The 25,784-nt window shown below is 70.8% G+C and carries 25 protein-coding genes and 2 pseudogenes; 14 read left to right on the top strand and 13 right to left on the bottom strand.

All coding sequences use genetic code 11. The features are described 5' to 3' along the window. Positions 1 to 26 precede the first annotated feature (26 nt). From IH68_RS57380 to IH68_RS0139290, 3 genes are read right to left on the bottom strand one after another with little or no spacing between them, the layout of a single operon-like run. Positions 27 to 179, bottom strand: a complete 153-nt coding sequence (locus IH68_RS57380; RefSeq protein ID WP_199931973.1) for a hypothetical protein — start codon at positions 177 to 179, stop codon at positions 27 to 29. Continuing rightward, positions 179 to 952 (bottom strand): SDR family NAD(P)-dependent oxidoreductase, encoded by a 774-nt coding sequence (locus IH68_RS0139295; protein ID WP_030945551.1) that lies wholly within the window; start codon positions 950 to 952, stop codon positions 179 to 181. The genes IH68_RS57380 and IH68_RS0139295 overlap by 1 nt, the downstream gene beginning before the upstream one ends. Positions 953 to 1,005: 53 nt before the next feature. Next, complete coding sequence (locus IH68_RS0139290; RefSeq protein ID WP_030945548.1) at positions 1,006 to 1,344, bottom strand: YnfA family protein; 339 nt, start codon at positions 1,342 to 1,344, stop codon at positions 1,006 to 1,008. A 119-nt stretch (positions 1,345 to 1,463) separates the two neighbouring features. Here IH68_RS0139290 and IH68_RS0139285 point away from each other — a divergent pair, with 119 nt between their 5' ends. Both IH68_RS0139285 and IH68_RS0139280 read left to right on the top strand, forming a co-directional pair. Further along, complete coding sequence (locus IH68_RS0139285) at positions 1,464 to 1,934, top strand: hypothetical protein (protein WP_030945547.1); 471 nt, start codon at positions 1,464 to 1,466, stop codon at positions 1,932 to 1,934. Between the two features lie 62 nt (positions 1,935 to 1,996). Next, positions 1,997 to 2,470 (top strand): MarR family winged helix-turn-helix transcriptional regulator, encoded by a 474-nt coding sequence (locus tag IH68_RS0139280; RefSeq protein WP_030945542.1) that lies wholly within the window; start codon positions 1,997 to 1,999, stop codon positions 2,468 to 2,470. Here IH68_RS0139280 and IH68_RS0139275 read toward each other — a convergent pair. Further along, positions 2,467 to 2,868 carry a winged helix-turn-helix transcriptional regulator gene (locus IH68_RS0139275; protein ID WP_030945539.1) on the bottom strand — a complete coding sequence of 134 codons (402 nt, stop codon included), beginning with the start codon at positions 2,866 to 2,868 and terminating at the stop codon, positions 2,467 to 2,469. The genes IH68_RS0139280 and IH68_RS0139275 overlap by 4 nt on opposite strands. 123 nt (positions 2,869 to 2,991) lie before the next feature. On the opposite strand from IH68_RS0139275, the gene IH68_RS54170 reads away from it, so the two are divergent. Continuing rightward, on the top strand, positions 2,992 to 3,882 hold the full coding sequence (locus IH68_RS54170) for an NADP-dependent oxidoreductase (protein WP_078912818.1): 891 nt from the start codon (positions 2,992 to 2,994) through the stop codon (positions 3,880 to 3,882). Between the two features lie 171 nt (positions 3,883 to 4,053). On the opposite strand, the pseudogene IH68_RS0139270 reads toward IH68_RS54170, so the two are convergent. Further along, positions 4,054 to 5,430 (bottom strand): annotated as a pseudogene (locus tag IH68_RS0139270) (MFS transporter); the annotation flags it as partial. Continuing rightward, entirely contained in the window at positions 5,345 to 6,151 is an 807-nt protein-coding gene (locus tag IH68_RS0139265) for a helix-turn-helix domain-containing protein (protein ID WP_030945533.1), read from the bottom strand. The pseudogene IH68_RS0139270 and the gene IH68_RS0139265, both read right to left, overlap by 86 nt. 105 nt (positions 6,152 to 6,256) lie before the next feature. On the opposite strand from IH68_RS0139265, the gene IH68_RS0139260 reads away from it, so the two are divergent. From IH68_RS0139260 to IH68_RS0139230, 6 genes and pseudogenes are all read left to right on the top strand, one after another. Then, positions 6,257 to 7,348 carry an LLM class flavin-dependent oxidoreductase gene (locus IH68_RS0139260; protein WP_030945531.1) on the top strand — a complete coding sequence of 364 codons (1,092 nt, stop codon included), beginning with the start codon at positions 6,257 to 6,259 and terminating at the stop codon, positions 7,346 to 7,348. Next, positions 7,345 to 7,926 carry an FMN reductase gene (locus IH68_RS0139255; protein ID WP_030945527.1) on the top strand — a complete coding sequence of 194 codons (582 nt, stop codon included), beginning with the start codon at positions 7,345 to 7,347 and terminating at the stop codon, positions 7,924 to 7,926. The genes IH68_RS0139260 and IH68_RS0139255 overlap by 4 nt, the downstream gene beginning before the upstream one ends. A gap of 128 nt (positions 7,927 to 8,054) precedes the next feature. Then, positions 8,055 to 8,762: a response regulator transcription factor gene (locus IH68_RS0139250; protein ID WP_030945522.1), complete on the top strand. Its 708-nt coding sequence runs from the start codon at positions 8,055 to 8,057 to the stop codon at positions 8,760 to 8,762. Further along, a complete protein-coding gene (locus IH68_RS0139245) occupies positions 8,762 to 10,228 on the top strand; it encodes a HAMP domain-containing sensor histidine kinase (RefSeq protein ID WP_030945519.1) in 1,467 nt (488 codons plus the stop codon). Before IH68_RS0139250 ends, IH68_RS0139245 begins: the two co-directional genes overlap by 1 nt. A gap of 280 nt (positions 10,229 to 10,508) precedes the next feature. After that, a pseudogene (locus IH68_RS59560) lies at positions 10,509 to 11,476 on the top strand (hypothetical protein). 7 nt (positions 11,477 to 11,483) lie between these two features. Then, positions 11,484 to 11,843 carry a hypothetical protein gene (locus tag IH68_RS0139230; protein WP_030945514.1) on the top strand — a complete coding sequence of 120 codons (360 nt, stop codon included), beginning with the start codon at positions 11,484 to 11,486 and terminating at the stop codon, positions 11,841 to 11,843. A gap of 133 nt (positions 11,844 to 11,976) precedes the next feature. On the opposite strand, the gene IH68_RS0139225 is transcribed toward IH68_RS0139230, so the two are convergent. From IH68_RS0139225 to IH68_RS0139205, 5 genes are all read right to left on the bottom strand, one after another. Beyond that, positions 11,977 to 12,351 (bottom strand): VOC family protein, encoded by a 375-nt coding sequence (locus tag IH68_RS0139225; RefSeq protein WP_030945512.1) that lies wholly within the window; start codon positions 12,349 to 12,351, stop codon positions 11,977 to 11,979. Between the two features lie 108 nt (positions 12,352 to 12,459). Next, positions 12,460 to 13,332, bottom strand: coding sequence for a hypothetical protein (locus IH68_RS56695; protein WP_030945511.1), 873 nt, complete (start codon positions 13,330 to 13,332; stop codon positions 12,460 to 12,462). Positions 13,333 to 13,350: 18 nt separating this feature from the next. Next, positions 13,351 to 14,532, bottom strand: a complete 1,182-nt coding sequence (locus tag IH68_RS0139215) for a DUF2306 domain-containing protein (RefSeq protein WP_030945509.1) — start codon at positions 14,530 to 14,532, stop codon at positions 13,351 to 13,353. A gap of 99 nt (positions 14,533 to 14,631) precedes the next feature. Next, positions 14,632 to 15,162 (bottom strand): PadR family transcriptional regulator, encoded by a 531-nt coding sequence (locus IH68_RS0139210; protein ID WP_037885999.1) that lies wholly within the window; start codon positions 15,160 to 15,162, stop codon positions 14,632 to 14,634. 775 nt (positions 15,163 to 15,937) lie between these two features. Next, positions 15,938 to 18,841, bottom strand: a complete 2,904-nt coding sequence (locus tag IH68_RS0139205) for an ATP-binding protein (protein WP_078912808.1) — start codon at positions 18,839 to 18,841, stop codon at positions 15,938 to 15,940. 459 nt (positions 18,842 to 19,300) lie between these two features. Between IH68_RS0139205 and IH68_RS0139200 the strand changes: the two genes are divergently transcribed. Then, on the top strand, positions 19,301 to 20,200 hold the full coding sequence (locus IH68_RS0139200; protein WP_030945499.1) for a ribosome-inactivating family protein: 900 nt from the start codon (positions 19,301 to 19,303) through the stop codon (positions 20,198 to 20,200). A 417-nt stretch (positions 20,201 to 20,617) separates the two neighbouring features. On the opposite strand, the gene IH68_RS0139195 is transcribed toward IH68_RS0139200, so the two are convergent. Together IH68_RS0139195 and IH68_RS0139190 are read right to left on the bottom strand one after the other, a co-directional pair. Beyond that, positions 20,618 to 20,983 (bottom strand): hypothetical protein, encoded by a 366-nt coding sequence (locus IH68_RS0139195; protein WP_030945496.1) that lies wholly within the window; start codon positions 20,981 to 20,983, stop codon positions 20,618 to 20,620. A gap of 14 nt (positions 20,984 to 20,997) precedes the next feature. Beyond that, positions 20,998 to 22,254 (bottom strand): helix-turn-helix transcriptional regulator, encoded by a 1,257-nt coding sequence (locus IH68_RS0139190; RefSeq protein ID WP_030945493.1) that lies wholly within the window; start codon positions 22,252 to 22,254, stop codon positions 20,998 to 21,000. Between the two features lie 166 nt (positions 22,255 to 22,420). On the opposite strand from IH68_RS0139190, the gene IH68_RS0139185 reads away from it, so the two are divergent. The 4 genes from IH68_RS0139185 to IH68_RS0139165 all read left to right on the top strand — a co-directional run bounded on the left by IH68_RS0139185 (position 22,421) and on the right by IH68_RS0139165 (position 25,719). Then, on the top strand, positions 22,421 to 22,792 hold the full coding sequence (locus tag IH68_RS0139185) for a hypothetical protein (protein ID WP_143687448.1): 372 nt from the start codon (positions 22,421 to 22,423) through the stop codon (positions 22,790 to 22,792). Between the two features lie 135 nt (positions 22,793 to 22,927). Next, positions 22,928 to 23,056, top strand: coding sequence for a hypothetical protein (locus IH68_RS59260; protein WP_267883776.1), 129 nt, complete (start codon positions 22,928 to 22,930; stop codon positions 23,054 to 23,056). Positions 23,057 to 23,500: 444 nt separating this feature from the next. Then, a complete protein-coding gene (locus tag IH68_RS0139170; protein WP_030945486.1) occupies positions 23,501 to 24,973 on the top strand; it encodes an asparagine synthase-related protein in 1,473 nt (490 codons plus the stop codon). Beyond that, a complete protein-coding gene (locus IH68_RS0139165) occupies positions 24,970 to 25,719 on the top strand; it encodes a class I SAM-dependent methyltransferase (RefSeq protein ID WP_030945483.1) in 750 nt (249 codons plus the stop codon). The genes IH68_RS0139170 and IH68_RS0139165 overlap by 4 nt, the downstream gene beginning before the upstream one ends. Positions 25,720 to 25,784: the final 65 nt, after the last annotated feature.

The raw sequence follows: 25,784 nt of genomic DNA, 5'->3' as shown, positions 1-25,784 counted from the left end.
GGCTGTGACTCTACGTTGCTGTACGTCTACTTCGCGTGCAGTACCGCGTAGATCATCACGAAGGCCACGATGTGGATGCCGAAGAGGAAGTACGCGAGGTAGTACCACACGTAGCGTTCGCGTTTCTTCTCCAGCTGCAGGCGTTGCTGTTCGGCCTCCCGCTGGGCGTCATCCGTCATCACAGTTCCCTGTGGACCTTCGTGTTCGACGCCTGGGCGCGCGGGCGCAGGACCAGGAGGTCGACGTTGACGTGGTGGGGGCGGGTGACGGCCCAGGTGATGGTGTCCGCGACGTCGTCGGCCGTGAGGGGTTCGGCCACGCCCTCGTAGACCTTCGTGGCCTTCTCCTGGTCGCCGCCGAAGCGGGTGAGGGCGAACTCGTCGGTCTTGACCATGCCGGGGGCGATCTCGATGACGCGGACCGGCTGGCCGACGATTTCGAGGCGGAGGGTCTCGGCGAGGACGTGCTCGCCGTGCTTGGCGGCGACATAGCCCGCGCCGCCCTCGTAGGTGCCGAGGCCGGCGGTGGAGGAGAGCACGACGACCGTGCCGTCGCCGCTTGCGACCAGCTTCGGGAGCAGGGCCTGGGTGATGTTCAGGGTGCCGATGACGTTCGTCTCGTACATGGCGCGCCAGTCGGCCGGGTCGCCGGTGGCGACGGGGTCGGCGCCGAGTGCGCCGCCCGCGTTGTTGACCAGGACGCCGATCGTCTTGAAGGCGGTGGCGAACTCGTCCACGGCCGTGCGGTCGGTGACGTCGAGCTGGTACGCCGTGGCCTGGTGGCCCGCCGCGTTGATCTCTTCCGCCAGCGCCTCGATACGGTCCTTGCGGCGGGCGGTGAGGACGACCCGGTAGCCGGCCGCGGCGAGCTGCCGGGCCGTGGCGGCGCCGATTCCGCTGCTCGCACCGGTCACGACGGCGATGCGGGAGGCGGCGGACGGTGCGGGTGCCATGCGGTGCTCCTGGTGTTGGGTCGGCGGTCGGGTCCGTCCAGCGTAGGCGAGGCTCAGCCGCCGTTGCGCGGTGCCCACATGATGAGAGCCATGCCGGCCAGGCACACCAGCGCGCCCGTCACGTCCCAGCGGTCGGGGCGGTAGCCGTCGGCGACCATGCCCCACAGGATCGAGCCGGCGACGAAGATGCCGCCGTATGCGGCGAGGATGCGGCCGAAGTGGGCGTCGGGCTGGAAGGTGGCGACGAAGCCGTAGGCGCCGAGGGCGAGGATGCCGCCGGTGATCCACAGCCAGCCGCGGTGTTCCCGGACGCCCTGCCAGACCAGCCAGGCGCCGCCGATCTCGAAGAGGGCGGCGACGACGAAGAGGGCGGCGGAGCGGGCGACGAGCATGCCAGCAGCTTGGCATGTCTGCGGCCGTCGGCAGTTGTGCTGTCACCTGTTGGACGGCGCCTGTCCCGCGCTCCGCGTGGGATACATCCGTACGACTGCGTGGAGTGAGGAGTGGCGGTATGCGGAGGATGCGGGTTCCTGTGGTCGGGGCTGCCGCTCTGGGGGTGGTGCTGGCGGCGGCTCTGCCGGGCGGTGCCGTCGGTGCTCCGGAGGCCGATCTTGCGTATCACGGTGTTGTGTCCATGGTCGGCGGCCGGGTGGACCTGCGGCTCACGCCGCGCAATTACGGGCCGTCCGCCGTGCCGGACGCGACGGTGCGGCTGCGCTGGTCGGTGGCGCCGGTGAACAGGCAGAGCCTGCCGGCCGGGTGTGTGCGGTCGGAGGCGCGGGTGATGCTGTGCCGGGTGGGGGCGCTGGCCGCGAAGGCGGTGGCCCGGCAGATCCGGTTGCGGGTACGGCTGGGGGGCGCGCCGTCCGAGGTGCGGGTGGAGATCGACACGGCGTGGAACGGGGGGACCGTGGACCGCCATCGGCACAACGACCGGGAGCGGGTGCTGGTGCTCGGTACCGGGGACGAGTACTCCTTCTAGGGAGGCTGCGTCGTACGATCCCTGCACGGCGCAGACGAAGTGGGGCGAAGGAGGAGCGGGGCATGGCCGGGAACGTGCGGGAGCGGCTGCTCGACGAGCTGGCCGGTGTCTCGCGTCGCTATATCGCCTCGTACGCCCTCTTCAACCAGGCCGTGGCCGACCATCTGGGGCTGCACCCCACGGATCTGCAGTGTCTGAATCTGCTGACGCTGGAGCGCGGGCCGGTGACCAGCGGCCGGATTGCGGAGATGACGGGGCTGACGACCGGGTCGGCGACGCGGCTGGTGGACCGGCTGGAGAAGGCGGGCTACGTCGTACGGGAGCGGGACGCGGAGGACCGGCGGCGGGTGCTGGTGGTGACCGTGCCGGAGCGGATCGCCGAGTTCGGGCGGATGTGGGAGCGGCTGGGCGGCGGCTGGTCCGCCCTCTTCGAGGAGCTGGACGACGCCGAACTCGCTGTGGTCATCGGGCACATGCGGCGCACGGTGGAGTTCGGCTCCCGGCAGGTTGCGCGGCTGCGGGCGGGTGAGGTCTAGGCGCCGGTGGCGTCGTAGCGCTCGCGTGCCTCGTGGACCTCGTCGAAGTGGGTCTCGGCCCAGGTTTTCACCGCGGTGAGCAACTGGGCGAGGCTGCCGCCGAGTTGGGTGAGTTCGTAGTCGACGCGGACCGGTACGGACGGGGTGACCGTGCGGGTGAGGATGCCGTCGCGTTCCAGTGAACGCAGTGTCTGCGTGAGCATCTTGGGGCTGACGCCCGCGATCTTGCGGCTGAGGTCGCTGTAGCGCATGGGTCCGGAGGTGAGGGCCGCGAGGACGAGGCTGACCCATTTGTCGCTGAGGCGGTCGAGGAGCTGGTTGGTGGGGCAGGCGCGGAGGAACGCGTCGTACTCCACGCGGGCCTGTTCGCGCTTCTGGGCCGCGGTCATGGTCGCCATGGCTCTCCTCCCGGTGAGGTAGGCACCTGCGGGTAACTACTTCCTCCTGGATAGTAACTCTTCCTAGGGTTGTTGCACGCACAGCGAAACCATTCGAAGAGTCTTGTTACGGGAGAAACAACCATGCGTGCTGCAGTGGTGAGGACGTTCGGCGGGCCCGAGGCCGTGGAGGTCGTGGACGTGGATGTGCCCGAGCCGGCGGCCGGGCAGGTGCGGATCAGGGTCGCGGCGGCCGCGCTGAACCCGGTGGACGCGGGGGTGCGGGCCGGTGCCTTCGGGGGTGCGGGCAAGCAGATCGGGTTCGGCTGGGACGTCGCCGGGACGGTGGACGCGACGGGAGTGGCCACTGCGTGGAGCGTCGGCGACGAGGTGGTGGCGCTGGATTACGGCATGGTGCAGCCGCTGGGCACGCACGCCGAGTACGTCGTCGTCGACACGGACGCGGTGGCCAAGGCGCCGGCCACGGTGGACGCCGTGCACGCGGCGACGCTGCCGCTGAACGCCCTGACCGCCGTACAGGCCCTGGATCTGCTGGAGCTCGAGCCGGGGCAGTCGCTGCTGGTGACGGGGGCCGCGGGTGCGGTCGGCGGGTTCGCCGTCCAGCTCGCCGCCCGTCGGGGGGTGGCCGTGACCGCGCTGGCCAGGGAGGACGACGAGGAGCTCGTACGGTCCCTGGGGGCCGCGCACTTCACGTCCGGTGCCGTCGGGACGGGGAGCGTCGACGCCGTGCTGGACGCGGCGGTCCTCGGTGAGGCGGCTCTGGAGTGGGTGCGGGACCGGGGCGCGTATGTCGGCGTCATCCCGCAGGCGGCCCCGGCGTCCGTGCGCGGTGTGCGGACCGGTGCGGTGGAGGTGAGCGCCGACGGGGCGCGGCTGGCCGAGCTGGCGGGGCTGGTGGACGAGGGGGTGCTGACGCTGCGGGTGGCCGAGACGTACGCCCTGGAGGATGCGGCGAAGGCGCACGCCCGCCTCGCGGAGGGCGGGGTGCGCGGCCGGTTGGTTCTGCTCCCCTAGGTCCTGTCTAGTGGTCCCCCTCGGGGGGGCCTTGCGCGGCAGCAGCCGTACGAGGGGCAGGCAGAGGGTGACGGCCGCGGCGACCACGGCGAGGCTCGCCAGCAGGGCGTGGGTCTCGCCGCCGTCGACCGCTTGGAAGTACACGGTCGTCACGGTTGCCGCGCCGATGGCGTTGGCGAGCTGCTGCACCGCGTTGAGGGAGCCGCTTGCGCTGCCGGCCTCGTCGGGGGCGATGTCGCCGATGGTGACGTCGTAGACCGTGCCGAAGCAGGTGCCCATGCCGAGGCCGGTCAGCAGGAGGGGCGGGACGAGGGTCCAGCCGGACCCTTCGGGGAGGAGGGCGAGCCAGCCGCAGCCGCCCAGGATCATCAGCAGTCCGGCGACGACGAGCCGTCGGCCGTAGGTGTGGATCAGCCGGTAGCAGGCGATGGACGCGACGACGATGCCCGCGGAGAGCGGGATCAGGCCGAGTGCGGTGCCGGCGGGGGAGCGGCCGAGGCCGCGCTGGAGGTGGAGGGAGACCACGTAGAGGAGGCCGGCGACCGCGGCGAAGGCGAGCACGCCGAGGATCAGGCCCGAGGTGAAGCCGCGGTTGCGCAGCAGGGTCGGGCGGATCAGGGGTTCGGCGGCGGTGCGCTGGCGGTGGCAGAAGGCGGCGAACAGCGCGAGGCCGAGGAGGAGCAGGGCGAGCGGGCGGGAGGTCCAGTCGGACGCCGAGCCGTCGATGAGGCCGCCGAGCAGGCCGAGCATCGCGCCGCCGAGCAGGGCCGCACCCGGGACGTCCACGGAGACGGAAGGGTCGCCGGTGTCGCGGGGGAGCAGTCGGGCGGCGGCGAGCAGGGCCGCGCCGCCGAGGAGCAGGTTGATCAGGAACATGGGGCGCCAGCCGAGGCCCGCGAAGTCCGCGTCGACGAGGAAGCCGGCGAGGATCGGGCCGCCGACCGCGGACAGGCCCATGACGGGCCCGAACAGGCTGAACGCCTTGCCGATCTCCTCGCGCGGCCAGGTCGCGCCGAGGATGCCGAAGCCCTGCGGGATGACGAGCGCCCCGAAGGCGCCCTGGACGAGCCGGGCGACGACGAGCGCGGTCGGGTTGGGGGCGAGCCCGCAGGCCAGTGAAGCGGCGACGAACCCGGCGAGTCCGGTGAGGAACAGCCGCCGGCGCCCGTACTTGTCGCCGAGCCGCCCGCCGGGCACCAGCAGCACGCCGAGTGCGAGGGCGTAGGAGGCGCCGAGCCACTGGACGAGACTCGCGCCGCCGCCGAGGTCCAGGGTGATGGTGGGGGCGGCGATGTTGGTGATCGTCGCGTCGAGGAGGTCGAGGACGTCGGCGGCGAGCACGACGGCGAGGACGGCCCAGCGGGCACGGGCGGAGAACGGAGGACTTTCTGTTGCGTTACGAAGAATCTGTGTCACGCAGATAAATATCCGCAGGGAGCCGACTGGCGTCAAGGGGATTTCGTCAGCCGGAGATTCTGGCTGCGTAGGCGGTCGGCGGTACACCGACCGTGGCCGTGAAGTCCCGTACCAGATGGGCCTGGTCGGCATAGCCGAGCTCGGCCGCCAGGGCCGCCCAGTCGACCTCGCGGTCCGTCTCCGCGTGCTCCAGGGCCTCGTGGATGCGGTAGCGCAGGATGACCCACTTCGGACCCACGCCGACGTACCCGGCGAACAGCCGCTGCAGCAGCCGTACGGACATCCCCTCGGCGCGGGCGAAGTCGGCGACGCGGCGGATCGTGCGGTCCGTGCGGATGCGCTCGACCAGCGTCATCGCCAGGTCGGCCTGGGGGTCGGGGCGGGGGGAGAGGGAGAGCAGGAAGGTGTCGAGGGCGGCGATCCGGGTGTCCTCGTCGGCCGGGGTGAGGACGGCCGCGAGATCCGCGGTCGGGAAGGCCTCGGGGAAGCGGACCCGTCGGCCCGTCCACTCGCTCACCGCCTGCCCGGGCGCGAAGGGGCGGAAGCCGCCGGGCCGGAACTTGATGCCGCACACCCGGCCGCGCCCCTCCAGCTTCTGCGCGAAGAGCCCCTGCTGGACGCCGGCGACCTCGACGAACGGCTCCTGGTCCGCGAACTGCTGGAAGACGATGTGGACCGCGGGGTGCGGGACCACGTGCGAGACGTACGGCTCGTCCAGGTCCCAGTCGATCAGCCAGTAGTGCTCCACATGGCGGCGCAGTGGCTCGGCGGGATCCGGGCGGCGGAAGTCCACGCGCGCGAGGAAGTCCGCGGCGCCGACGATGCCTCGGGTGTCACGGCGTGGGGCGGCCATGTCGGGATCGTAGGACGGAGCACTGACAATCGCCGGAATAAGGGGGCGGGGGCGACCGTTGAGCGGCTATAGTTGAACGGTCAACAACTTGGAGGTTGAGCGACCATGCAGTTCGGGATCTTCAGCGTCGGCGACGTCACGCCGGACCCGACCACCGGGCGTACGCCGACCGAGCGCGAGCGCATCAAGGCCATGGTCGCCATCGCGCTGAAGGCCGAGGAGGTCGGCCTCGACGTCTTCGCGACCGGTGAGCACCACAACCCGCCGTTCGTGCCGTCCTCGCCGACCACGATGCTCGGCCATGTCGCGGCGCAGACGAAGAAGCTGATCCTCTCCACCTCCACGACCCTCATCACCACCAACGATCCGGTGAAGATCGCCGAGGACTTCGCGATGCTCCAGCACCTGGCCGACGGCCGGGTGGACCTGATGATGGGCCGTGGCAACACCGGACCGGTGTATCCGTGGTTCGGCCAGGACATCCGCGAGGGCATCAATCTCGCGATCGAGAACTACGCCCTCCTGCGCCGGCTGTGGCGCGAGGACGTCGTGAACTGGGAGGGGAAGTTCCGCACACCGCTGCAGGGCTTCACGTCGACGCCGCGGCCGCTGGACGGTGTCCCGCCGTTCGTCTGGCACGGCTCGATCCGCTCGCCCGAGATCGCCGAGCAGGCCGCGTACTACGGCGACGGCTTCTTCCACAACAACATCTTCTGGCCGGCCGACCACACCAAGCGGATGGTCGAGCTGTACCGGGCCCGCTATGCGCACTACGGGCACGGCACCCCCGAGCAGGCGATCGTGGGCCTCGGCGGGCAGGTGTTCATGCGGCACAACTCGCAGGACGCGGTGCGGGAGTTCCGGCCGTACTTCGACAACGCGCCGGTCTACGGCCACGGGCCCTCCCTGGAGGACTTCACGGATCAGACGCCGCTCACCGTCGGCTCCCCGCAGCAGGTGATCGAGAAGACCCTGTCCTTCCGGGAGTACGCCGGTGACTACCAGCGCCAGCTGTTCCTGGTGGACCACGCCGGGCTGCCGCTGAAGACCGTGCTGGAGCAGCTCGACCTGCTGGGCGAGGAGGTCGTGCCGGTGCTGCGCAAGGAGTTCGCCGCCCGGCGTCCGGCGGACGTGCCTCAGGCGCCGACGCACGCGTCGCTGCTGGCCGCCGCGGAGAAGAAGGAGGCTGCCGTATGAAGCTCGTCGTCGTCTCGGCGGGGCTGAGTGTCCCGTCGTCCACCCGGCTGCTGGGCGACCGGCTGGCCGCGGCCGTGGGTCGGCGGACCCCGGTCGACATCGAGGTCGTCGAGCTGCGCGACCTCGCGGTGGAGATCGCGCACAACTTCACCAACGGGTTCCCGGGGCGGAAGCTCTCCGCCGCGCAGGAGGCGGTGACCGGGGCCGACGGCCTCGTGGTCGTCACCCCCGTCTTCTCGGCGTCGTACAGCGGGCTGTTCAAGTCCTTCTTCGACGTGCTCGACAAGGACGCACTGGCGGGCAAGCCGGTGCTGATCGCGGCGACCGGCGGCACGGCCCGGCACTCCCTGGTGCTGGAGCACGCGCTGCGTCCGCTGTTCGCGTATCTGCGCGCCGTGGTCGTGCCGACCGGGGTGTACGCCGCGTCGGAGGACTGGGGCGCCCAGGGCCTGGACGGGCGGATCGAACGGGCGGCGGGAGAGCTGGCGGGGCTGATGACCGGGCTCACCGCCGAGCGGGAGGAACCCGGGTTCGTTCCCTTCGAGCAGCAGCTGGCCGCCCTGCGGCCCACAGGGTGAGAAGACGGTAGGGGCGCGGCCTTGGTTGCGCCTCAGGGGTGAGAGGCCAGTAAGAAGGGCCCCGGGTGAGCTGCTCATCACGTCGCAGCACTCGGGGCCCTTGGCACACTGGGGGCGTGCCCCAAACTGTGCTGCTCGCCGAAGACGACCGCGCCATCCGCCACGCCCTGGAGCGCGCCCTGAGCCTGGAGGGCTACCAGGTCACCGCGGTCGCCGACGGCGTCGAGGCGCTGGCGCAGGCCCACAAGACCCCGCCGGACGTGCTCCTGCTCGACGTCATGATGCCCGGCATCGACGGACTGCAGGTCTGCCGGGTGCTGCGCGCCGAGGGCGACCGCACGCCGATCCTCATGCTCACCGCGCTCGTCGAGACCGCCGACCGCATCGCGGGCCTGGACGCGGGCGCCGACGACTACGTGGTCAAGCCGTTCGACGTCGAGGAGGTCTTCGCGCGGCTGCGCGCGCTGCTGCGCCGGACCAGCCCGGACCCCGGGGCCCTGGCCGACGTGCCCAAGGAGCTGCCCGCGGTCTCCGACCGGCAGATCGAGGCCGCCGGACTGCGCATGGACGTACAGGCGCGGCGCGCCTGGCGCGGCGAGCGGGAGCTGGAGCTGACGCGGACCGAGTTCGAGCTGCTGGAACTGCTCGTGCGGAACGCCGGAATCGTCCTCGACCACTCCACCATCTACGACCGCATCTGGGGCTACGACTTCGGGCCCGGTTCCAAGAACCTCGCCGTGTACGTCGGCTATCTGCGCCGCAAGCTCGACGAGCCGGGCGCGCCCGCGCTGATCCACACGGTGCGCGGTGTGGGTTACGTGCTGCGGGAAGACTAGTGGGCAGGATCAGGCGGCTGCTGGCGAGAAGGCGGCCCGGGCTGGTCTCCCTGCGCACCACGTTCGCGGTGTCGTTCGCGGCGGTCACCGCTGCCGTCACGGTGCTGGTCGGTGTGCTGTCGTACGGCGCCGCGGCCCGGCTGGTCCGGGTGGACCAGGAGTCCGTGTTCGACCAGGTCGTGCAGGACCTGCAGGACGAGGTGATCCAGCACCGGATGACGCCCGAGGACTTCTCCGTGTCGGCGCCGGGGCACGACATCGTACGGCCCGCCCGTACGGATGTGCAGGTGCTGGGGCCGGACGGCAAGGTCGTCGACGCCGGCAGTCCGGGGCTGCCGATCACCGGCCACGACCGGGCGATCGCGGCCGACGAGATCGCGGGGAAGACGCAGGAGTACAAGGACGTCGGCGTCGACACGGACGTCTACCGCATCGCGACCGTCTCCCTCGGCAACGGGCGGGGCGCGGTGCAGGTCGCGCAGGAGTTCAGCGACACCGAGGACCTGCTGCGGGCGCTGCAGCAGCGCACGCTGATCCTGATGTGCGCGGTGGTGATCGCGGCGGGCCTGTTCGGCTGGTGGCTGGCGCGGCGCATCACCCGCCGTCTGATCCTGCTGACCTCGGCCGCGGAGGACGTAGCCCGCACCCGGCGGCTCGGCATCGAGGTGCCCGTCACCGGCTACGACGAGGTGGGCCGCCTCGGCCGCGCCTTCGACCGGATGCTGGGCCGCCTCGCCCAGTCGGAGGAGGACCAGCGGCGCCTGGTCCAGGACGCGGGCCACGAACTCCGTACGCCGCTCACCTCGCTCCGTACGAACATCTCCCTGCTGCGCCGGATCGACGAACTGCCTCCGGCCACCCGTGACGAGCTGGTCGCGGATCTGGGCCAGGAGGCGCGCGAACTGACCGACCTGGTCAACGAGCTGGTGGACCTGGCGGCCGGGCAGTCCGACACCGAGCCGCTGCAGCGGGTCGACCTCGCGGACATCGCGGAGGACGTGGCCGGGCTCGCCCGGCGCCGCTGGGGGTCCCCCCGCTCGGAGAGTGGGGGAGGGCGGCAGATCACGGTCCGGGCGAGCGGCGACACGACGACCGACGGCCGGCCCGGGATGCTGCAGCGCGCGATCTCCAACCTCGTCGAGAACGCGGCCAAGTTCGACCGTGACGGCACCGGACCCATCGAGATCGCCGTGTCCGGTCCCGCCCGCGCGGGCACGGTCCGTGTGGAGATCCTCGACCGGGGCCCCGGGATCGCGGACGGCGACCTGATCCGCATCTTCGACCGCTTCTACCGCGCGGCCGACGCACGCTCCCTGCCCGGGTCCGGGCTGGGCCTGTCGATCGTGCGGGAGGTCGCCATGGCGCACGGCGGGGCGCCGTTCGCGGTACAGCGGGAGGGGGGCGGAGCGGTGATCGGGTTCACCGTCGGAGGGGTGCCGGGGAGCGGGGCGGGCGCCGGGGGGTGACGCCGCCTCTCCTGCCAGGGGACTGGAACAGGCCATTCCGCTCAACCCCATTTAACTCTCAAGCTGTCATGACATACTCGCGATCCGGCGTGTGATCGTCCCCCTGAGTGTTGGGAAAGCGATTGCCGGTGAACGTGAGAAGCCATCTGCTGGAGCAGTCGTGAGCCGGCAGCGGGGACGTCCCGAGCGGCCGCTCGATCCCGACGCGGGGCCGGTGCAGCGCTTCGCGCATGAGCTGCGGTCACTGCGGGCCCGGGCCGGCTCCCCGTCGTACCGGACGATGTCCGGGCAGGCCCGCGTGTCGGTGGCCGCGCTGTCGCGGGCGGCCTCGGGCGAACGGCTGCCGTCGGTGGCGGTGGTGCGCGCGTACGCGCAGGCCTGCGGGGCCGATCCGGACGTCTGGCAGGACCGATTACGGGCGGCGGCCGAGGAGGTCGCGGCCTGCGGAGCGGCGGAGGGGGAGTCGCCGTACCAGGGCCTGGCCCGGTTCGAACCGGGCGACCAGGAACTGTTCTTCGGCCGGGACGCGCTCGCCGAGGACGCCGTGCAGCTGATGAAGGAGCACCGGTTCGCGGTGCTGCTCGGCGCGTCCGGCAGCGGCAAGTCCTCGCTGCTGCGGGCCGGAGTCATGCCCCGGCTGGAGCGGGTGGTGGACGAAGCGGGCTGCGGCGCTCGGCTGCGGCTGATCACGCCCGGCGCCCGGCCCGCCGCCACCCACGGCCGGCTGCTGGCACCGGGCCGGACGAGCCCCACCGGGTGGTCGTGGTCGACCAGTTCGAGGAGATCTTCACGCTCTGCCGGGACCGCTCCGAACGGTGGCGGTTCGTCGACCAGTTGCTCGCCGCCAAGGACGCGGACGGCCGGCTGCGCGTGGTCGTCGCGGTCGGGGCCGGCTTCCACAGCCGGTGCGTGGAGCACCCCGGGCTCGCCCAGGCGCTGCGGCACACCACGCTGTCGGTCGGGCCGATGACCCGGGAGGAACTGCGGGACGCGGTCGTCAGACCGGCCACGGCAGCGGGCGGCGGCTCCGCCTCGGGCGATCCGGACGCCCCGACGCCCTCGTCGCTGAAGAAGGCGTACGGCGCCACTCTCACCGGCGCGGGCACCTCGGCGACCGCCGACGTGCCGGCCCTGCGCAGCACGCCGGCCGCCCGCCGCGGCGGCACGGACCTGGCTGCGGTCCAGGGGCCTGCTCGGCTGACCCCCTCACTCGTACCTCACTCGTACTTCACTCGTACAGAACGGTGACAGCGAAATGCGTGACCTCAGAAGGAAGTTCGCCATAGCGGCACTCGCCACAGGGGCCGCCCTCAGCGGTCTCGCCCTCCCGACGACGGCCGGCGCCGAGTCGGTCTCCGCCGTACAGATCACGGTCTGCAACGACGCCGGCGTGACGCAGGTGTTCTGGGTCAAGGGCTACAACCAGCACGACGACTGGGTCGGCTCCCCGATCTGGACCGCCAACGCGGGTACCTGCGCCACCGGTTGGGACTACTGGTGGAAGCAGAACTCCTCGGTCGAGCTCCACCACAAGCCCGGTAGCGCCGGCTGGACCTGGAAGCAGCAGTACGTCCCCAGGACGAAGGACCGGACGACGACGTTCCATCTGTCGTAGACGGCAGACCGCAGGCACGGCACGGATTGCTTCGCCTGCTCAGGCGCGTCACACGCACAGGAAAGCATGACAAAGGCGGGGTCCGAAAACCCCGCCCGAAATCAGTGAAACCCTGCCGTAGGCCTCGTGCCTCTCAGTGCAGGCAGAGGCAGAACGGATGGCCGGCCGGGTCCGCGTAGACCCGCCAGTTGGCCTCCGGGTGGAGCTGGTCCGTCCGCTCCAGGACGGTCGCGCCCAGGGCGAGCGCCCGCTTCTCCTCTCCGTCGAGGTCGTCCACGTCGAAGTCCAGGTGGAGCTGCTGGGGACGCTCCTGGCCGGGCCATTCGGGCGGCCGGTAGCCGTCGACCCGCTGGCAGGCCAGCGGTGTCCCCTCGAACCCGTGCACCTCGACCCAGTCGGGCTCCCCCGAGTCCATGACCACCCGGCCACCGAGCAGCTCCGCGTAGAACTCCGCGAGCCGTACCGGATCGGCACAGTCCAGCGCGACCGCCTGCAGCTTTCGAATCACTTACGACACCTCTCGCTCTCCGACCGCTTCCGCGGCGCCCCGTACGGAGCGGGCGTACCCGCCACCACAGCGGGTATGCGCGACGGCACACCGGATCGCCGCCGGGCTTCACCCGGAAGCCGGAGACCTCGTCAGCAGGATGCGTCCGCTCGCGCCCGCGAACACCAGGCCGGCCACCATGCAGACGAGGCTGAGGGCAGGGCCGGAGGCCCAGTGCACGTGGGCGGCGCGACAGGCGAGGACGACGGCCACGGCGGCCGCGGTGGCGGGCAGCGCGAGGAGGGCGGGGCGGGTTCGGGTCAGGTCGTCCTCGGCGAGGGCACCCAGCACGCCGACCCCGAGGGCGAGCGCCCAGACGCCGAGCGCCTGTGCGTCGAGACGGCCCGTGTCCCAGGGGACGAAGGCGGCCCAGAAGCCGGGGCGGACGAGCAGACCGGTGCCGATGCCCAGCCACACCGAGCCCAGGACGGCCAGGGGCGGTTTCGACCAGCCGGGCAGGGGCACGACGGACGCGGTGAGCGGTTCGGCGGCGGTGCGGTGCTGCAGGGTCAGCGAGACGACGGCCCAGACGCACAGCAGGCCCAGTACGAAGATCCAGCCCAGGCTGAACAGCACGGAGAGGACGGGACCGCCCTCGGCGATGTACAGCCGCCGGGCGTTGAGCAGGGTCACGGCGAACAGCCCGACCAGGACGATCGCCAAGGGATAGAGGAGCGTGCGGGCCTCCTCCCAGTGTCCCGCCCGGCCGACGGCGAACAGCGCCGGCGCGGTGCCCAGCATGGCCGCGCCGACGAGGCCCTGGTTCAGCGACTCGGGCGACGGCCAGGCGCCGAAGACATGGCCGGTGAGGCCGACGGCCGCCAGGAGTCCGCCGACGAGGAGGCTGGTCACCGCCACCGCGGTGGCGAGCATGGCCACTCCCGCGGTCAGCGGGCGTCCGCCGGAGGCTGCGCGGGTGGGGGCGTCGGATGCGTGCGGCATGGGGTTCCGTTTCCGGGGCTACGGGACGGGGACGCGGGAGTCAGGCCTGGTGCTGATGGCAGGGTCGGCGGTCGCCCGCCTGCGCAGCTCACGGGCGTACATGACGCGCAGGCTGACCACCGAGGTCGCGGCGGTGGCGAGGACGCCGCAGCCGATGGTGATGCCGGCGGACAGCGCCGTGGGGAGGTCGAGGCCGAGGGTGCGTTCGAACAGCGGGGTCGCACCGGCCGACAGCACGGGGGCCAGACACAGCGCCGTCAGATGCAGCCGCCACTCCTCCCGGGCCCAGGTGCGCCCCTGCCGCCCCGCGCGCCGGGCGCCGGCGGCCATGACGACGTAGGTGACGGCGTACGGCAGCAGGTAGGCGACGAGCAGCCGCCGTCCCGTCGCCCCGAAGCCGAGGCACGAGTGGACGATCCAGGCCAGGGCGGCGGCACCGGCAAGGTGGGCCGCGGCCAGTACCGGCAGCGGTGCCCACGACCCGGACACCCCGTCGAGGACCGTACGACGGTCGAGCGTGCGCGAGGCGATGAGCGCGCCGAACGCGACCAGCGACCCCAGATGCATGATCGCCACCTGGTTGATCTCGGCCATGGACAGCCCCGGCAGCAGCAACGGCAGCCCGCCCCACTCCAGGCGCAGCAGGGGCGCGGTCAGCAGAAAGCCGTAGCAGAGCAGCATCCACCGCTGGTGCAGATCCGGGAACCCGCCGACGGCGGCCAGGATGCCGAAGCTCACGCTCAGCACCGTGCCCACCAGGATGGTGGCGAGCACGAGCCAGAACGCGGCCCCGCTGAAGGCGTCCTCGGGAGCGGTACGGGCGAGATAGATTCCGGCGCCCGCCATCGAGGCGTACACGGTGACCGCGAAGACCACACCGAGCACGCGATGCAGCCGCCTGCGCCGCCGTGCCGCGGTCAGCAGCTGCGCGGGCCCGAGCAGCATGAGCACACCGCCGAGCACCGAGTGCACGATCATCGGCAGCAGGCTGTGCCGGTAGTGCCGGATCCGGGTGGCCAGGGCGTCCGCGACGTAGCTCGGCGACACGGCGCGGCCCAGCAGCCACTCGCCGAACGCGGGGGCGCCGGGGCGGGCGTAGGGCCACAGCTCGGTCATCGCGACCGGCGCATACGCGACGCACACGACCGTCACCGCAATCGCGGCGCCGCGGCGCCAGGTGCTGCTCGTCGGACGGCGCACGGCGACTCCCTGTCCGGTCGATAGTCACTTCCGTATGGTCTAGAATGGACTATCGAGACGGTAGGGCCGACCGCTGCCGAGGTCAACAGCCCGGGATGCTCAGGAGCCGGCTGTCCGTTCCTCGCGGCTCCGCACCCACACCCAGAAGTCGACCATCATCCGCTCGTACCGAATCCCGAACTCCAGCGCCTCACGCTGCCCGGGAGCCAACAACTCCCCGACTTCCTCGGCGAGTTCCTCGTACGACCGCAGCGTCTGCCGGTGCTCGTCCACCTGCACCGGGGCCAGCACCTCCGGGCGCCCCCCGAACCACAGCTTGAGGATGCCGCGCTCCCGGGCCTCCACCGGCACGAACTCCGGATTCCCGAGCCACTCCTCAAGAGCTGCCCGCCCCTGTGCCGTCAGCGCCAGCACCCTCCGATTGCGCCCGCTCTCCTGCCGCACCTGCGACAAAAGCCCCGCCTCCACCAACCGGTCGCACTGCGCGTACACCTGCGCATGCGGCACCGACCAGAACGGCGCCACGGTCCGCGCCGCCTCCACCTTCACGTCGTACGCACTCGCCTCGCCCAGCTTGTCGATGATCCCGAGCACGAGATAGGAGGAGGTCGTCAACCGCACGTCAGCCATGGGGGGACGGTATCGCCCGGGGGTACGACAGCGGGCCCGCGGTCTGCGCCGGCAGCACCCAGGCGAAGACCGGTGGCGCCGCTCCAGCCGATCCCGCGGTCCAGAACGCGGCAGGCCGCCTCGGCCTCCGCATCCGGCGGCGACAACTCGTCGAGGGTGTCGAGCTCGTCGTCCGCCTCCAGCTCCGACCCCCGACGAAACCGATGTGCCCTCAATGCGCCCTGGCCGCCTGACGGCCCCTCTCCGGCACCAAAAAGGGCGAGGCCCGAAGACCCCGCCCGATCCGCAAGAAGCCCCAGCTCAGGGCCAAACGAGGCAATACGGCTGATGCCCCGCCTCATGCAACCGGTGGCTGAAGTCCTGCCACTCGTGCAGCGATTGGGGGCGGGGGGGCTGACCTGGGATTTCGTAGGGAAATGTGCGTTGACCTGGGAAAACTCCTCTCGGTAGTTCTCACGGGTCAACGCCGTTTCCCAGGCTCATGTGCCCTGGATGTGCCCTCGGGGCCCCTCACCAGAGGGCGCCTTGCTCGGCTGACGGACGGGTAGTGGGCGGTGTCGTCGCCAGGCTCACTCGCGTCTCAGTTCTTGAACCGCTGGAAGTTTCCGAAGGAGTCCGCTGCGGCGGGAGCGGGAGCGGCGATCGAGGTCGGCCAGTCGTGTGGTGAGTTCGCCGAGGGCCGTGAAGTCCGTCAGCTCGGCGGTGTGTGGACGTGGGTTGACGCCTGTGCACTTTGGTCTTCGGCGCATGCAGGTCGTCGTGTGCCGTCTGAGGTTCACCGTGAGAAGCGATTCCCGGACCGAGGGACACGACTGTCGCTCCAACCTACGTGCGTATCAGCCCGTTTCGGGTGATCGCTCCGCGGCCGGCGCCGCTCGACGGTACGCCCGGCGAGGGCAGACATGCGATCGGCTCTGCCGACCGCCGGCGGCGACCTGGCGATGTCCTGGTTGGTGGCGCCGTCGGCGAGCAGCTTGGCGATTTCCAGTTCACGGGGTGACAGCTGGGTTCCGTAGCCGCGGCGTCCCGGTCGCCGCGCCGTCTGGACACCGAGTTCGCGTAGGCGGTGTTGGCAGCGTGCGGCGTCGCAGGTCGCGCCGAGCTCGGTGAAGCCGCGCGCGGCGTCGGTCAGGTGCGCCGCCGCGTCGTCGGGAGACGAGCAGGTCAAGGCTTCACCCCGGCGTTCGGCGGCCTTGGCGACGTCGTAGGGACGGCCAATGTCCTGCCATCTGCGCTGCACCTGGGCGAAGTGTTCGGCGGCCCGCGCCGGCTCGGTGGAGCGGAGCAACAGACCTCGGGCCAGTGCCAGTTCGGCCGAGGCGGCCGGCGCGTCGCGGTCGCACACGTCCGACTCGGCCTCCGCCACGAGTCGTTCGACCAACGCGTGGTGCCCACAGGCCAGGGCTGCCTCGGCCGCGACCGGGACGAGGTCCAGGGTCCGAGCCCAGGACCTGAGTCCTCGCAACATCGACAGCGCGGGTTCGGCGATCGCCCAGGCCGCCTGCGGGTCACCCTCGGCGAGCCGGAATCCGGCGAGCGCGGCGGCGATCCTGATGCTCACGTCCACCTCGCTCGTTCCGCTGGCGGCCGCCGCCGCGGTGGCGAAGTGGTCGTGGGCCAGGGAGCGCCGCCCCTGCGCGAGGGCGAGGTGTCCCTGGCACAGAGCCCGGTCCACGTTGATCTGCTTCACGTCGGGGTGGGCATGCGCCAGGGCGGCGTAATCCTCCTCCAGCCGGGTCCAGCGCCCGGCCAGCCAGTCCAGGCGCAGCTCCACAATGCGGGGGAGGCACTCGATGCGCCCCTGGGCCGCGTGATCGGCCAAGTCCTGGACCTCGGTCAGCAGAGCGCGGGCCCTGCGGTCGTGGCCGAGCTGGATTGCCACCTCGGCGAGGCCGTACAGCGCGTGGGTGACGTGGCGCAGCACCGCGCCGGCGGCATCTCGGCGCGGTAGCTCCTCCAGCAGCGGCCAGACGGCGGGATCGCCGTCCCGAGCCATCAGGATGAGCCGGTTGATCTGGACTGCTCTCCGCCTCATCTCGTCGGCGCTGTCGCGGACGGTCCGCTCGGCTCGGTCCTGCCAGTCCCACGCGTGCGCGGCGGCACCGTCCCGCTCGTTGAGGGCCAGGTTGGTCATCGCGCTCAACGCCTTGAGCGGCTGCGTGGCCAGCTCGTCGACGGCGTGGGCGAGTTCGCGGAAACCGGCCGGGTCGGCGCCGACGATGAGCATGACCGCACCGAGTCCCAGGCGGATCTCGCCTCGGGTGGCGTCCGGCAGCTTCGGATCGTCCAGCACCGATCTCAGCTCGCGGACGGTCACGGCGTAATCGACGCCGTAGTTGACGATCCGGGCGAGCGTGAGCGCGGCCCGGGACCTCCGTTCGGTCTCCACTCCGGGCTGGTCCAGGATCTGGTGCAGGAGGAAGGCCGCGGTGCCGGTGTCACCCAGTGCGACGGCCTGGTCGGCGGCCTGCTCAATGCGCTCCAGCCAGCCCTGATGGTCGCCGGTGGCCAGTGTGTGGTGGGCGATCTGCACCAGCGGGAGCGGGTCCTGGCTTTGGAGGTGGTCGATCGCCCGCTGGTGCAGGCGCGTGCGGCGCGGCCCGGGGATGTGCCGGTAGGCGACCTGCTGGGCCAGCACGTGACGGAAGCCGTAGAGGCCGCCGGCGGTCTCACGCAGCACAGCCGCCCGCAACGCGTCGATCAACCCGTCCGCGGCCTGGTCGCCGTTCAGAGCGGCGACCCCGGCGAGCAGCGTCTCGGTGGACGGCACGGCCAGCACCGCCGCCGCGTTCACGATCGCCGCACCGGCCGGCGACAGGGAGGTCAGCCGCTCGCTGACCGCTTCCCGCAGGCCGCCCGGCACCTCGGCCCGCTCCAGCTCCGTGCTGTCGCGGCAGCCCTGGTCCCGTAGCGTGATCAGGTCTTCCTCGGCGACCAGCGGCAGGCCCTCACTGCGGCGGTGGAGCGCCGCGCACAGCTCAGGCGTGGCCTGGGCGCCGAGCGCGGCACCGGCCAGGGCGGCCACGTCGGTCCGGGTCAGCGGTGACAACCGGATCACCGTGCCGCTGGCGCCGGGCGGCGGGCGGTAGGCGGCGCCCAGGGCCGCGCCCCCGGGCGGCAGGTCCTCGGCCCGGTAGGTGACCACCAGCGCGAACTGGTCGGGCAGGTCGCGGGCGAGCAGCAGGAGCAGCTCGCGGGTGGCGTCGTCGACCCAGTGCAGGTCCTCGACGACCAGAACCACCCGTCCGACGTGCGCCAGCACCGAGCGCACGGCCTGGACAACCTGGTGGCGCGCGGCGCCCGGGCCCTGCGGCGTGTCCGGCGCCGGCGGCAGGCGGTCGGCCAGGTCCGGGAGCAGCGGGGCCAGCGCGCCGGTGGACGGCGGCAGAGCGGCGTCCGGCAGCCACGGACCGATCTTGCCGAGCGCGTCGATCACCGGCCCGTACGGCAGGGGCTCGCGCAGCGGGTGGCAGAAGCCTGTCATCACCCGCCACCCCTCCGACTTCAGGACCGTGGTGGCTTCGCGTACCAGGCGGGACTTGCCCATCCCGGCGTCGCCCTCGACCATCACCACGGCCGGTGGCTGCCGGATGGCGGCGAGCACCCGGTCGAGTTCGTGGCGGCGACCGACGAACGCGAAGCCCCGGCCAAGTCCCGAAGAGCCCTGCTGGGCCGCCATACCATCACCGTCCAATGCGGGACGCCCTGCCCCGGTCACGCACAGAGGCCGCTCGGACCGACGTCATCGGCCACCACCATTTTATGTCGGCCCACCCCCACTAAATACATCCTCCATTGTTTCGGTCCGTCCCTCACCTGCATCGTCATTGCCATCCACACAAGTGGAAGCCACGACAACAGCGTTTGTTGCCGCATGGCACACAGCACGAGGGGCCGAGCCCATCGAAGCGCAACCTCCGATCCGGTGCCGCTCAGACCCTCCCGAGCACGGAGAACCCCCACACCGCCGTGGGAGCTTTTCCACCCTCCTGAAGCGGGCCTGACCCGCAGGGAGGGCACGGTCAACTCCGGATACCGGTGTCCGGTTACGTCGGAAAACGATGGCCCGAACGCCGTTCGACACAGTTCATCTCCTTCCTGGGTCGGCCCACCGACCACGCACAACGGAGCGCACACCATGTCCCGAGCACACATCTTCCGCAGGCTCAGCACATCGGCCGTACTCTCGGCGGCCCTCGCCGGCGCCGTCGCCCTCGCCGGCCTGGGCGGCGACCTCACCACCGGTGCGCAGCACCAGTCGCTGGGCGGGCACGTCCAGCTGGCCGCCGAGAACTACCCGACCGATGGCATGACCTTCGACCTGACGAACGCCGGCCCCGACCGGTACGACGCCATCATCAACTTCCTCCGCGAACGGGGCGGCAGCTGGAACCTCTACGGAAGCATCCGTCTCACAAAGGACAAGAACGACTACTTCCCCCTCACCCTGCGGGTGGGTCAGACCGCGATCACTCTGATCTTCAACGCGCGGAACGGGTACGTGACCGGCTGGTTCAACGAACAGACCCACCAGTACGTCCGGTTGAATGAGGGACCCGGTTCATATGAGGGGCAGGAAGGGCAGAACCGGAACTGGCTCAACTACTCCCAGATGGAGGCTGCCGCTGGGGTTGACCGCGGTTCCCTCGGCATCACCATGGGTGCCATCCAGGGTTCGATCAGCGACCTGGCGAGGGGCGCCAATCGGGACCAGGCGCGGGCCCTGCTCGTCCTTGTCCAGGCCCTTTCCGAGGGTGCCCGCTTCGACTTCATCTCCTACCGGATCGGCCAGGCGATGCGCAACAACGGCATCTTCTACGCCGGGTCCTCGTCCGTCATCAACGGCGGGTCGGGCGCCATCCAGCTGACGTCCCTGGATCTGGAGAACAACTGGGGAGGTCTGTCCCAGGCAGTCGAGAACGCGACACAGAACGGCTGGCCCATTAACTACCAGATCGGCAGTGGGGCTTTCACGAGGATGCAGGCGATTGACGAGCAGCTGGCCATGGCCCTGTACATCTTCTACAAGAAGCCCTAGCCCGAAAGCGCGCAAAGTAGCTCAAACTGGTAAGCGGGCTCGGGAGCCGGACAGTGTCCGCCCTCGAGCCCGCTTACCGTCGCCGGGCGATCCTCCCCGCGACCGTGCGGCGTGAGACGGCGCACGGACACGGCCGGAGACGCGTCCGAAACTTCCTGGTCAGAGCGACGCCGCAGGCCATGTATCCCTCTCGAAGGACGGGGGCCGAAGCCAAGGCGATATTCCGTGGTCGGCGGGCATCTGTGCCGGCGCCCCGCCTGCTTTGCCCGGCGGTAGGAGAGCCGGGCGCGGCCGGTCTCGGGCATTACATCCAGCGTCGGTGTTCCGGCCGGGGCCTTGCGGTCGGTGAGGAACAGTGGGCCGCGGGTGCGGCGGGCGATCAGGCGGGGCAGCGGTTGGGCGGTGCGGAGTGCACGGCTACTTCGAAGCGTCCTCGATGGTCTCGAAGATGTCGGCGTCCGTTTCCTTCTGCCAGTCGGGCAGGTCGGGCCAGTCGGCGACGTAGCCGGGTTTGGGGTTGTCGAAGTGCTTGTACATCTGGGCGGTCCAGCAGGTGGCGACGAAGCGGCTCTTCTGTTCGCGGGTGAGGCGGGAGGCGTGGCGGTCGCTGAGGTCGAGGAACTGTCGCACCTGGTCGTACACGGCCCCGGCGGCCTGGCGCTCCCACTCGGGGGTTTCTTCCCAGGGGGTGACGTAGCCGGGCTTGGGTTCGCCGGGGAAGTGCTTTCGAACGCCGGTGATCCAAGCCTCGCGGAACACGCGTGCGCCCTCGGTCTGCGACATGCCTTCCCCTCTCGTCACGTCGTGCACAGTGCGTCGATCTCGGCGCCCAGTTCGACCACGCGGGTGTCGTGGGCGAGGGGGCCGAAGTCGGTTCGTAGCCCTTGGAGTTTACGGGCGACGTATCCGGAAGACGTCGCTCGGGCGAGCTGGAGAGCCTCGCGGCCGTAGGCGAGGACCTGGTCCGGGTCGTGCCGCTTGGCGCCGATGGACGCGAGGTCGGTCAGGACTGCGCCGCGTCGCCGGAAGGACTGCCCGGAGGCAAGCACGTCCTGGCTCAAAGCAGTCGTGAGGGCCTTCTCGGCGAGGTCGAGGCGGCCGAGTTGGAGGTAGCGGGCGCCGCGTTCTTCGGCGAGGCGGGAGCCGTCGAAGCGCAGCCAGCCGCCGTTGTGGAACGGGCCGCTCAGGTCCGTGACCTTCTCTGCCTCGTCCAAGGCGCGCTCGCAGGCGGACAGGTTCCCGAGTCCGGCATACGCCTCGGCTTGGACGGAGGCGACCCAGTGGCGGGTGGACAGGGAGCTGTCCCCGCGCCGCGCCACCCTCTCAGCCGCCGAGAGTGCGGTTGCGGCATCGGCGTAACGCCGTTCGTAGAGGTCGACGTATGCGTGCCGGACCAGGGCGCATGCCCAGAGGTCGTAGGACTTTGCTTCCTTGCTGGCGGAGGCGGCGAGTGTGTAGGACGCGGCGGCGTCGGTGTAGCGGTTGCCGTCGAAGGCGAGTTCTCCGGCGAGCTGGAAGAGGTCGCCGGCCGCGCTGCAGAGGGCTTGGGATTCGGCTGCCTGTTGGCCGTCGAGGGTGTCGTTGAGCGTGGTGAGCTGGTCGCGGACGATCGGGTACACGGTGCCTTTAGCGCGGGCGAGTTGATAGACCTGCCACAGGTGGCCGTTCATGCGCAGGAATTCTTCCGACATCCCACGGCGGATCCCGTCGGTGAGGGCGGCACTCTCGTCGACAGGCAGAGCCACGAGGGCGCTGGTGACGGCTATGGCGCGCAGGAACTGTCGTCGGATCATGTCGTCGGGGTCCCCTGAGCCGTGGTGGTCGCGAGGCGGCGACCCTGCCGACTCCTGACGGGCTGCTTGTGGCTGTCCCACCAGGGCGTCGAGTTCGTCAAGGTCGAGGTGCAGCAGCTCGGCCAGCCGTGGCCGTAATGGCGGCTGGGGTGTGGTGGTGCGCGTCTCCCAGCGCCCGATCGTGCGCCGGTCGACGCCGAGGGCGTGCGCGAGCTCTTCCTGACTGTAGCCCAGCGCCCTGCGCCGCTCCGCAAGCCCCATGCCGCCCCCTTTCCACGTTCCGGTCCGTGTCTACCCTGGCGGCGCTGATCTGTCCCATGAGTGTCCCAGGACTGCCTCATGGATGCCGTGGTCCGCGCCAACCCGCTCCGGTTTTCTGGACGTTGTCAGCCACGACAACGGTGACCACCGGAGAAGGGGTGCGGGCATGGGAACACACAGCGCCATGTCGTCCGAGGCGGCGCAGCTCCCGATCGTCCTGGAGACGGTCGACGAGACCGTGGCGACCGCGCTCGCCGTCGGGCTCGCGATGCCCGATCGCCCGGTGATCGACGCGACGACCCGGGACCTGGTCAGCCACCTCAGAGCGCTGATGGCCGAGGACCTCGGCTTCGACGAGGACTCGGCCGTGCAGGCGCTGTTCCGGGAGGGCTACCGGGTCCTCGACCTGACGCGCCGGCCCACCGCGGAGTCCACCCACTTCGGCGCCTACCAGTACATGCGCGAAGTCGGCCTGCTGACCCGGCGCTTCGCCGACGTCTACCGCGAGGCACAGGAACAGGATGCAGCCGATGGCTGACGAAGCCCCCATCGAACTGCCCATTCGGCCGCCCGGAGCGACCCTGCCTGACCAGAAGCGGGCAGGGCGCCTCTTCATCAGCCCACCCGGCCTCCCACCCGTCATTCAGCAACCCGAGAAGGGTCACCGCGAACAATGAAGAACAGCCAGCACAACAGCTTGCGCCGTGGCCCCTACGGCTGGCGCCAGTGGCTGCTGTCAGCTCTGATCATCGCCGCCACCGCACCGGTCGCCTGGGCCTTCTGGTACTTCGACCGCTCCTAGCCCTCGACGGGCACTCACTGCCTCCCGCTCTGGCCGCACGAGCCCTCAGGAAGACCCGGTTCCCCACCGGGGCGGGCTCAACAACTCCCCAGCGGCCAGAGCGGGATCCCACCACGGCACAACCGGCGCCCTGCCGCCGTGGCAGCAGCACCCGATGAACCCCCGTCCTGGCCGCCGAGTCTGCCCGCGGCCGGGACGGGCACACGGCTCCGCACTTCGCGGGGCTCATCCACTCACTCCGTAGGAGAGGAACAACCATGAACATCGACGACCTGTTCACCGGCGACCTGATCACCGGCGTCCCCAGCATGGACGCGGCGCTGCTCGACAAGATGCCCGGCGGTGGCGACAACAACGGTGACCACTGCAGCTGACCAGCCCGTGAACGCGGTGGAGCCGGGCCAAGCGCCCGGCTCCACCGCCCCATAACCGAGGGGGAAGCAGGTGCTTTCGTTTCGTGTGCGGCTGGCCGATACCCGGAGCACAGCCTGGCGCTGGGACACAGACCGCTGGGTCAGCGGGCAGAGCTGGATCAGACCCGCGCACGCGGCTGCCCTGGAAGCCGAGCTTGTGCCGGGCGATGGATCCGGCGTCCACGCGCTGGTGAGGGAGGACAAGGGCGGGGAGGTGGACTTCACGTCGCTGTTCCTGCGCCCGGACGAGGTTCAGGTTTCAGCGGGCGTGTTCGGCACCGCACCGCTCTATCTCGTCGCGGCCGGAGAAGACCTGTACGGCTCCTGGGACTTAGCTGACCTACGGCCCCACCTGCGAACGGACCGACTCAATCCCCGGGCCATGGCGCGCACCTTGACCCGACAGCACCGCTACAGCACCGACACCCTCTTCGACGGCGTGTACCGGCTCACGGAACGCGCCACGGCCGTCTTCACGACCGCGGGACTCACGATCCTCTGCCCCGAGCCCGCCCAGCATGTGCTGGAGCCCCGAAGGCTGCGCGCGGGTGTTGACCCGGTGGAGGCGTTCGATGCGCTGCTGACCGAGGCCGTGGCCGGATGGCGTTCTACGGTGAGCTGGGTCGGCGTGGAGGTGTCCGGCGGGGCCGACTCGGGCAACGTGGCTCTCTCGACCGCCGCGGCCGGCTTCGGCTCCGTCCACACGTTCGGGCTGCTCATGGGCGGACGGATAGGCCAGCTCCAGCAGGACCGACGCCGCAGGTTCGTGGATCACTTGGGGCTGCGGGACACCGCCGTCCCAGCCATGCAATACCCGCCGTTCGTGCCCGGTGGAGTACGGGAGCGCGGAGCGCCGCACGACCCGGCAGGAGCCTTCTACCAGGAAGCGTTCGACGTCTTGCGCGGCCACGTGGCCGCCCATGGTTGCGAGGTGATCTTCACAGGCGGTGGTGGAGACGAAGTCAATGCCTGTCACTCCCGTACAGGCGCCGAACTCCCCGCAGCGGAGCCCGTCCCGTGGCTCGGGGATACGGCAACCGAAGCCCTGGCCCAGGTGGACGAGAACCTCGCCCCTGTCCCCGTGCTCCCGGTACCCACGCTCATGGCATTCGGCCTGCACAACCCGGCCTACGTAAGACTCGGAATCTGGCCCGTCGCCCCGCTCGTCCACCCCCGCGTCGTCCGCTTCATGGAGCAACTGCCACACGAGCACAAGCGGGGCAAGGCGATGTTCCGCGACCGCCTGCGGCGCGCGGGACTGCCCGAGTCCGTCGCGGCCCCGACCGAACCGGAGAACTTCCTCGCGGTCATGGAGTCCGGCTTGCGCAACTACGGTCTTCCGCTCTTGGACGACATGCTCCGCGAGTCGCTGCTGGTCGACCTCGGCTACGTTGATCCCGTCGCCCTTGCCGGAGCCTGGGAGCACGCCGAGCGAGCCCCCGTGGTGCCTGACCTGCTGTGCGACACACTCGCCCTGGAAGTGGGACTCCGGAGCCTTGCATGAGCAGCCTGGACATCGTGGAACCGAGGCACCTGGAAGCGTCGAACCTCTTCTATCGGGACCCCGCTCTGTACGACGACGTGCAGGCCGACAGCGACAGCGCGAGGATCTGCCGGGAACTCGTCGACCGGTACTTCCCGCAAGCCCGCACGCTGCTGGACTTCGGCTGCGGCACCGGCAGGGACCTGGAGCTGCTGGCCCAGCGCTTCGACTGCGTCGGCGTCGATCTCCAGCCCGGCCTGGTCGACTACACGCGCCGCACGCGCCCCGACCTCGACGTCCGGGTCGGGGACATGCGCACCGTCCGACTCGGCCACACCGCCGACGTCCTGGTGTGCCTGGGCAACTCGCTCGCCTACGTGCACGACAACGAGGACGTTCGCGCAGCATTCCAGACCTTCGGCGCACACGCGCACCCGGACACCCTGCTCGTCCTGTGCTCCCCAGTAGCCCCGATCGTGTCCTCCAGCTCTCAACAGGCCCGCGTCGACACCCGCCTCGGGGCCGCCACGGTGACCATCAGCTACGAGTGGGATCTGCGAACACAGATCAACACCATGCGCCGGCACTGGATGTTCGACTCGGGCGAGGCGTGCCACGATGCCATCCGGCGGCGTGTTCTCGGCCCTCGCGAACTGGAGCTGCACGCGCTCCTCGCCGGTTTCGAGGTCCTTGAGATTGTCAACGAAGCTGGCGCGCTGCCTGTCCTGGGTCCAGGCGCCTACACGGTGGCTCGCTATCAGGGGTGAGGCTCCGGCCGATGCCGCAGCGGTATGGCGGGAAGGAAACGGGGTCGCCCTCCAGCAGGTGCTGA

It is taken from the genome of Streptomyces sp. NRRL S-646, from assembly GCF_000720765.1.
Classification (GTDB): Bacteria; Actinomycetota; Actinomycetes; order Streptomycetales; family Streptomycetaceae; genus Streptomyces.
This window is presented reverse-complemented; position numbering and strand designations above follow the sequence as displayed.

Excerpts from the sequence above, each read along its gene's own strand:
- IH68_RS57380 (WP_199931973.1), bottom strand. The coding sequence starts at position 179 with ATGACGGATGACGCCCAGCGGGAGGCCGAACAGCAACGCCTGCAGCTG.
- IH68_RS0139295 (WP_030945551.1), bottom strand. The coding sequence starts at position 952 with ATGGCACCCGCACCGTCCGCCGCCTCCCGCATCGCCGTCGTGACCGGT.
- IH68_RS0139290 (WP_030945548.1), bottom strand. The coding sequence starts at position 1,344 with ATGCTCGTCGCCCGCTCCGCCGCCCTCTTCGTCGTCGCCGCCCTCTTC.
- IH68_RS0139285 (WP_030945547.1), top strand. The coding sequence starts at position 1,464 with ATGCGGAGGATGCGGGTTCCTGTGGTCGGGGCTGCCGCTCTGGGGGTG.
- IH68_RS0139280 (WP_030945542.1), top strand. The coding sequence starts at position 1,997 with ATGGCCGGGAACGTGCGGGAGCGGCTGCTCGACGAGCTGGCCGGTGTC.
- IH68_RS0139275 (WP_030945539.1), bottom strand. The coding sequence starts at position 2,868 with ATGGCGACCATGACCGCGGCCCAGAAGCGCGAACAGGCCCGCGTGGAG.
- IH68_RS54170 (WP_078912818.1), top strand. The coding sequence starts at position 2,992 with ATGCGTGCTGCAGTGGTGAGGACGTTCGGCGGGCCCGAGGCCGTGGAG.
- IH68_RS0139265 (WP_030945533.1), bottom strand. The coding sequence starts at position 6,151 with ATGGCCGCCCCACGCCGTGACACCCGAGGCATCGTCGGCGCCGCGGAC.
- IH68_RS0139260 (WP_030945531.1), top strand. The coding sequence starts at position 6,257 with ATGCAGTTCGGGATCTTCAGCGTCGGCGACGTCACGCCGGACCCGACC.
- IH68_RS0139255 (WP_030945527.1), top strand. The coding sequence starts at position 7,345 with ATGAAGCTCGTCGTCGTCTCGGCGGGGCTGAGTGTCCCGTCGTCCACC.
- IH68_RS0139230 (WP_030945514.1), top strand. The coding sequence starts at position 11,484 with ATGCGTGACCTCAGAAGGAAGTTCGCCATAGCGGCACTCGCCACAGGG.
- IH68_RS56695 (WP_030945511.1), bottom strand. The coding sequence starts at position 13,332 with ATGCCGCACGCATCCGACGCCCCCACCCGCGCAGCCTCCGGCGGACGC.
- IH68_RS0139210 (WP_037885999.1), bottom strand. The coding sequence starts at position 15,162 with ATGGCTGACGTGCGGTTGACGACCTCCTCCTATCTCGTGCTCGGGATC.
- IH68_RS0139205 (WP_078912808.1), bottom strand. The coding sequence starts at position 18,841 with ATGGCGGCCCAGCAGGGCTCTTCGGGACTTGGCCGGGGCTTCGCGTTC.
- IH68_RS0139200 (WP_030945499.1), top strand. The coding sequence starts at position 19,301 with ATGTCCCGAGCACACATCTTCCGCAGGCTCAGCACATCGGCCGTACTC.
- IH68_RS0139195 (WP_030945496.1), bottom strand. The coding sequence starts at position 20,983 with ATGTCGCAGACCGAGGGCGCACGCGTGTTCCGCGAGGCTTGGATCACC.
- IH68_RS0139190 (WP_030945493.1), bottom strand. The coding sequence starts at position 22,254 with ATGGGGCTTGCGGAGCGGCGCAGGGCGCTGGGCTACAGTCAGGAAGAG.
- IH68_RS0139185 (WP_143687448.1), top strand. The coding sequence starts at position 22,421 with ATGGGAACACACAGCGCCATGTCGTCCGAGGCGGCGCAGCTCCCGATC.
- IH68_RS59260 (WP_267883776.1), top strand. The coding sequence starts at position 22,928 with ATGAAGAACAGCCAGCACAACAGCTTGCGCCGTGGCCCCTACGGCTGG.
- IH68_RS0139165 (WP_030945483.1), top strand. The coding sequence starts at position 24,970 with ATGAGCAGCCTGGACATCGTGGAACCGAGGCACCTGGAAGCGTCGAAC.